5 protein-coding genes are annotated in these 4,217 nt (G+C 71.2%); 4 read left to right on the forward strand and 1 reads right to left on the reverse strand.

The window, feature by feature from the left end; genetic code table 11:
* Positions 1-477 (forward strand): T9SS type A sorting domain-containing protein (locus tag WBA11_RS06365; RefSeq protein ID WP_424519867.1); only part of this gene is annotated, 477 nt, incomplete at its 5' end.
* A 501-nt stretch (positions 478-978) separates the two neighbouring features.
* Here WBA11_RS06365 and WBA11_RS06370 read toward each other — a convergent pair.
* On the reverse strand, positions 979-1,767 hold the full coding sequence (locus tag WBA11_RS06370; RefSeq protein ID WP_424519868.1) for a TrmH family RNA methyltransferase: 789 nt from the start codon (positions 1,765-1,767) through the stop codon (positions 979-981).
* A 90-nt stretch (positions 1,768-1,857) separates the two neighbouring features.
* Between WBA11_RS06370 and WBA11_RS06375 the strand changes: the two genes are divergently transcribed.
* The 3 genes from WBA11_RS06375 to WBA11_RS06385 all read left to right on the forward strand — a co-directional run.
* On the forward strand, positions 1,858-2,688 hold the full coding sequence (locus WBA11_RS06375) for a hypothetical protein (RefSeq protein WP_424519869.1): 831 nt from the start codon (positions 1,858-1,860) through the stop codon (positions 2,686-2,688).
* Positions 2,689-2,779: 91 nt separating this feature from the next.
* Positions 2,780-3,508, forward strand: a complete 729-nt coding sequence (locus tag WBA11_RS06380; RefSeq protein ID WP_424519870.1) for an SDR family oxidoreductase — start codon at positions 2,780-2,782, stop codon at positions 3,506-3,508.
* Positions 3,509-3,615: 107 nt separating this feature from the next.
* Positions 3,616-4,217, forward strand: a 602-nt coding sequence (locus tag WBA11_RS06385) for a WD40/YVTN/BNR-like repeat-containing protein (RefSeq protein ID WP_424519871.1), incomplete at its 3' end; no start/stop codon positions are given.

Consider the following 4,217-nt stretch of genomic DNA (forward strand, 5'->3'; position numbering starts at 1 on the left):
GACCTCCACCTGCTGGCCCGGAGCCCGGCGACCAACTTCGGCGACACCGGCGACGTGCCCCAAGACATCTTCGACCTCGATGACGACGGCGTGACCGGCGAGATCCTGCCGTTCGACCTCGACGGCGAGGACCGCGTCCAAGATGGTCGCGTCGACCTGGGCGCCTACGAAGGCGTCGAGACACCGGTCTCGTCCGAGTCCGGCCTCGGGGCCACCGCGCTCGCGCTCTCGCCGGCAGCGCCGAACCCGATGCGGGACCAGGCCTCATTGGGGCTCGCCCTCGAAGCCGCCGGCCCCGTCGAGGTCGCGGTGTTCGACCTCCTCGGCCGCGCGGTCGCCCAGGTCCACAGCGGGCCGCTCGCGGCGGGCCAACATGTCCTCGAGGTCGACGCGTCGGCGCTGCCGTCCGGGATCTACGTGGTGCGGGCGTCCTCGAGGTCGGGTACTGCGACGCAGCGGGTGACCGTCGTTCGATAGATCCCTCATAGGAGTCAGAAATGCAGCGTCCCGCCGTCGGCCTCGAGGTCGGCGGCGGGACGCTGCATTTCTGACGTCCTCGAGGGCGTGGTGTCCATCGCATGGCCCTCGGCATCTCCGTCACCTCCCCGACCTCGATGCGGAAGGTCGAGTGGTGAGGTCGTGGGCGCCTTCTCACCTTCCGGCCGATGGCTCGCTACGAGCTCTCCGACGACTAGTGGGTCGCCATCGGCCCGCTGCTGCCCTCCGCCACCACCGGCCGGCCGCGTCGCGACGACCGGACGACGCTCGACGGCACCCTGCGCGCGGGATCCGGGCCGCAATCCCGGAGCGGAAGCTCGCCCTAGGCAAGACGCACCGGCGACGTGGGCGCCCGCCGGTGCTCGACAAGGAGCCCCAGTCGCTGGTGACGCACGTCGACAAGCGCGCCGACTCGTTCCTGGCGAAGGTCAGGCTGGACTGTATCCGCCAGCTACTGCGAGCCGCTTTCCCGCGCAGAGCCTAGAGGATTAGCCCTCCGCGGCGGGCGTGCTCGGCCAAGAGGGCCGGGGCGAGCGGGACGGCCCGAGCGACGTAGTGCGCGCGCAGGATCCGCTGCTGCTCGTCCCCGAGATCGGCGTGCTGGCCCGCTCGTTGGAGGCGGTCGGTGCGGGCGTGGTAGAGCGCGAGCGCGGCGGCGACGGACACGTTGTAGCTCTGCACGAACCCGTCGAGCGGGAGCAGCAGGGCCGCGTCGGCGGCCTCGAGGATGGCGTCGCTGGCCCCGGCGTGCTCGTTGCCGACGACGAGGGCGGTGGGGACCGAGAAGTCCCACTCCTGAATCGGGAGCGCGTCGTCGCGCAAGGCCGTCACTGCCACCCTCCCGCCCTGCTGGTGGACCCAGTCGACGTAGGCGGCGGGGTCGTCCCACGAGTGGACCTCGACCCATTTGTGGGCGCCCTGGCTCGCGCGGCGCTGCGCCCGTCGGTCCGCGACCGTCGGCTCCTGGTCGCCGTCCTCGACGGCCCTCGCCAGCGCCTTCGCGTCGCCCTCGAGGCCGACGACGTGGGCGGCCCCGAACCCCAGGCCCTCGGCGCTGCGGAGCACAGCGTTGACGTTGCCGGGATCGACGAGCCCCTCGAGGACGGGGACGACGCCGAACGCGCGCGTCGCGATGACCGCGTCGATGCGGTCGCGGCGGGCGTCGGTGAGGTACTCGTCCAAGACGCGCAGGATGGTCTCGGCGGGGTACGACGCGTCCTCGACCGGGACGAGGTCGCCGAGCGGGAAGAAGGGGGCGGGTCGAAGCACGGTCGGATGGTGAGACGGCGGAGGATAGAGCCGTCTCCCCGCGCGCCGCTCGGCCTGCACGGTAGCTTGGCCGACCTCTTCCGACTGACCATGCCTCGCCTTCTGTTGCTCTTGTGTGCCCTCGCCGTCGCCGCCTGCGGCGACGAGGCGGAGACCGACCCGACAGCGGTCTCTGGCGGGGCCGAGCTGACGACCGCCGACGCCGTCGCCGACGCCGTCCTCGAGCGGTACGACGCGAACGTCGGCGCCGTCGATGGCTTCGTGGTGCGGAGCGCCGGCCTGGAAGCGCGGTACGTGCCCTCGGACGACACGACCGGCCTCGACCGGTTCGGCAGCCCGGACATCCAACCCATCGAGGACGCGCCGGTCGCACCGGACAAGGCGCAGCTCTTGTTGAACCACGTCCCCAACGGCCGCCGCCTGGCCCGGGGCCTGCGTACGGCGGAGCTCGGCGGCACCGTGACGCGCGACGGCCGACGCGCCTACCTACTGCAGTCCAGCGATCCGGGGATGCTGATCGGGGAGCCGGGGCTGAGCGCCGAGCTGGGCCTGCAGACGCGCGTCTACGTCGACGCCGAGACGTTCGACGTGCTCGAGATCTACCGCGGCATCGAGTCGGACACGACGGGCGCGGTCACGGGACGGATCATCTACAGCGACTTCCGCGAGGCCGACGGGCTCCGCCTGCCCTACCGCGTCCGCGAGGTCACGACGGGTCTGAACGGGGCCATGGACAGCGATACGAGGATGGTCATGGGCGGCCAGCTTTCGCTCCAGAAGCGCCAACTCGAGGCCGCTCCGGCCAGCCCCGAGCGCGACGAGCGCCTGGCCCAAGTCAACGCGCAGCTTCGGATGCTCAACGAGGGCGTCCTGGAGAACGAGGTCGTCGTCGAGTCCGTCGAGGTGCCCGAGGCCGAGTAGCTCTCCTCCGGCTTCGCTCAGGACCTGTCTCGAAGTCGGAACACGGTCCCGCCGTCGAGGCGTCCCCTGTTCTCGTTACCGACCTCGAAGAATGGACCTCACGAACACCGTCGCCATCGTCACCGGAGCCAGCCGAGGAATCGGCCTGGCGCTGTCCCGCCAGCTCGTGGACGCGGGCGCGCATGTCGCCGGGTTCGCACGCTCGGGCGACGACCTCGCCCGCGTCGCGGAGACCTTGGGCGACCGCTTCGAGCCCGTCGTCTGCGACGTCACGGACGCCGCCGCCACCAAGGAAGCTGTCGACGGCGTCGCCGAGCGCCACGGCCGCCTCGACGTCCTGGTCAACAACGCGGGCCTGGGCCGCTTCGACGACGTCGACGCCCTCGAGGTCGACGAGTGGGACGTGCAGATCGACACCAACCTGTCCGGCGTCTTCCACTGCACGCGGGCGGCCGTGCCCTACATGAAGGCGCAGGGCGAGAGACGGGCGAAGGACGAGACGGCCGGGTTCGTGGTCAACGTCGCGAGCATCGCCGGGCTCGTCGGGAATCCGAAGCTGAGCGCGTACAACGCGACCAAGTTCGGGCTGCGCGGGTTCTCGGACTCGATCATGAAAGAGCTCCGCCCGCACGGGATCAAGGTCTCGTGCCTGTACCCGGGCTCCGTCGACACGGGCTTCGGTGCGGACGCCGGGCACAGTGCGAATCCGAACGCGATGTCGCCAGAGTCGATCGCGGCCGCGATCCTGCACGTCCTCGAGGCGCCGCACGGCACGCTGATCTCGGAGGTCGTGCTGCGGCCGATGGTGGGGAGGAAATAGATCGCGACGTCCACATCGCCCTCGAGGTCGGACCAGCCGACGCTCGACCTCGAGACCTCCCGCGCCGGCCTCGAGGGCGTATCGTGAGGCGACCCACCCCGACCGCCATGCGCCTCGCCCTCGCCTTCGTCGCCCTGTCTCTCGCCGGGTGCGGCGGAATCGCCGGCACGAGCATGTCCGTCTTGCCTCCCACGCTCGAGGAGCAGACGTCCGGCACCGACGTCTTGCTGATCGCGGCGCACGTCGTGGACGAGGCCGTCGTGTGGGCGTCCGGTGCAGGCGGGACCGTCGTCCGCACGGTCGACGGCGGCACGACGTGGGACGTGGTCACGCCCGTCTCCGACACGCTCCAACTCCGCGACGTCGTCGCGTTCGACGACCAGACCGCGCTCGCACTCAGCATCGGGAATGGCGCGTCCTCGAGGATCGTCAAGACGACCGACGGCGGCACGACGTGGCGGACGGTCTTCGTGAACGACCTCGAGGACGCGTTCTTCGACGGCCTGTCGTTCTGGGGCACGGACCGCGGCGTGGCCTACAGCGACTCCGTCGACGAGACGTTCGTCGTCATCGCGACCGACGACGGGGGCGAGACGTGGCGCCGGCTCCCCGCCTCGGCGCTGCCGCCGGCCCTTCCCGGTGAAGGAGGCTTCGCGGCGTCGGGCACGCTCGTCCACACCCAGGGCGACCGCCTGGGGTGGATCGCGAC

This window comes from Rubrivirga sp. (assembly GCF_049648075.1).
In the GTDB taxonomy this organism is placed as follows: Bacteria; Bacteroidota; Rhodothermia; order Rhodothermales; family Rubricoccaceae; genus Rubrivirga.

Bases quoted from the DNA above. Each gene is read 5' to 3' on its own strand.
- WBA11_RS06375 (WP_424519869.1), top strand. From the start codon at position 1,858: ATGCCTCGCCTTCTGTTGCTCTTGTGTGCCCTCGCCGTCGCCGCCTGC.
- WBA11_RS06380 (WP_424519870.1), top strand. From the start codon at position 2,780: ATGGACCTCACGAACACCGTCGCCATCGTCACCGGAGCCAGCCGAGGA.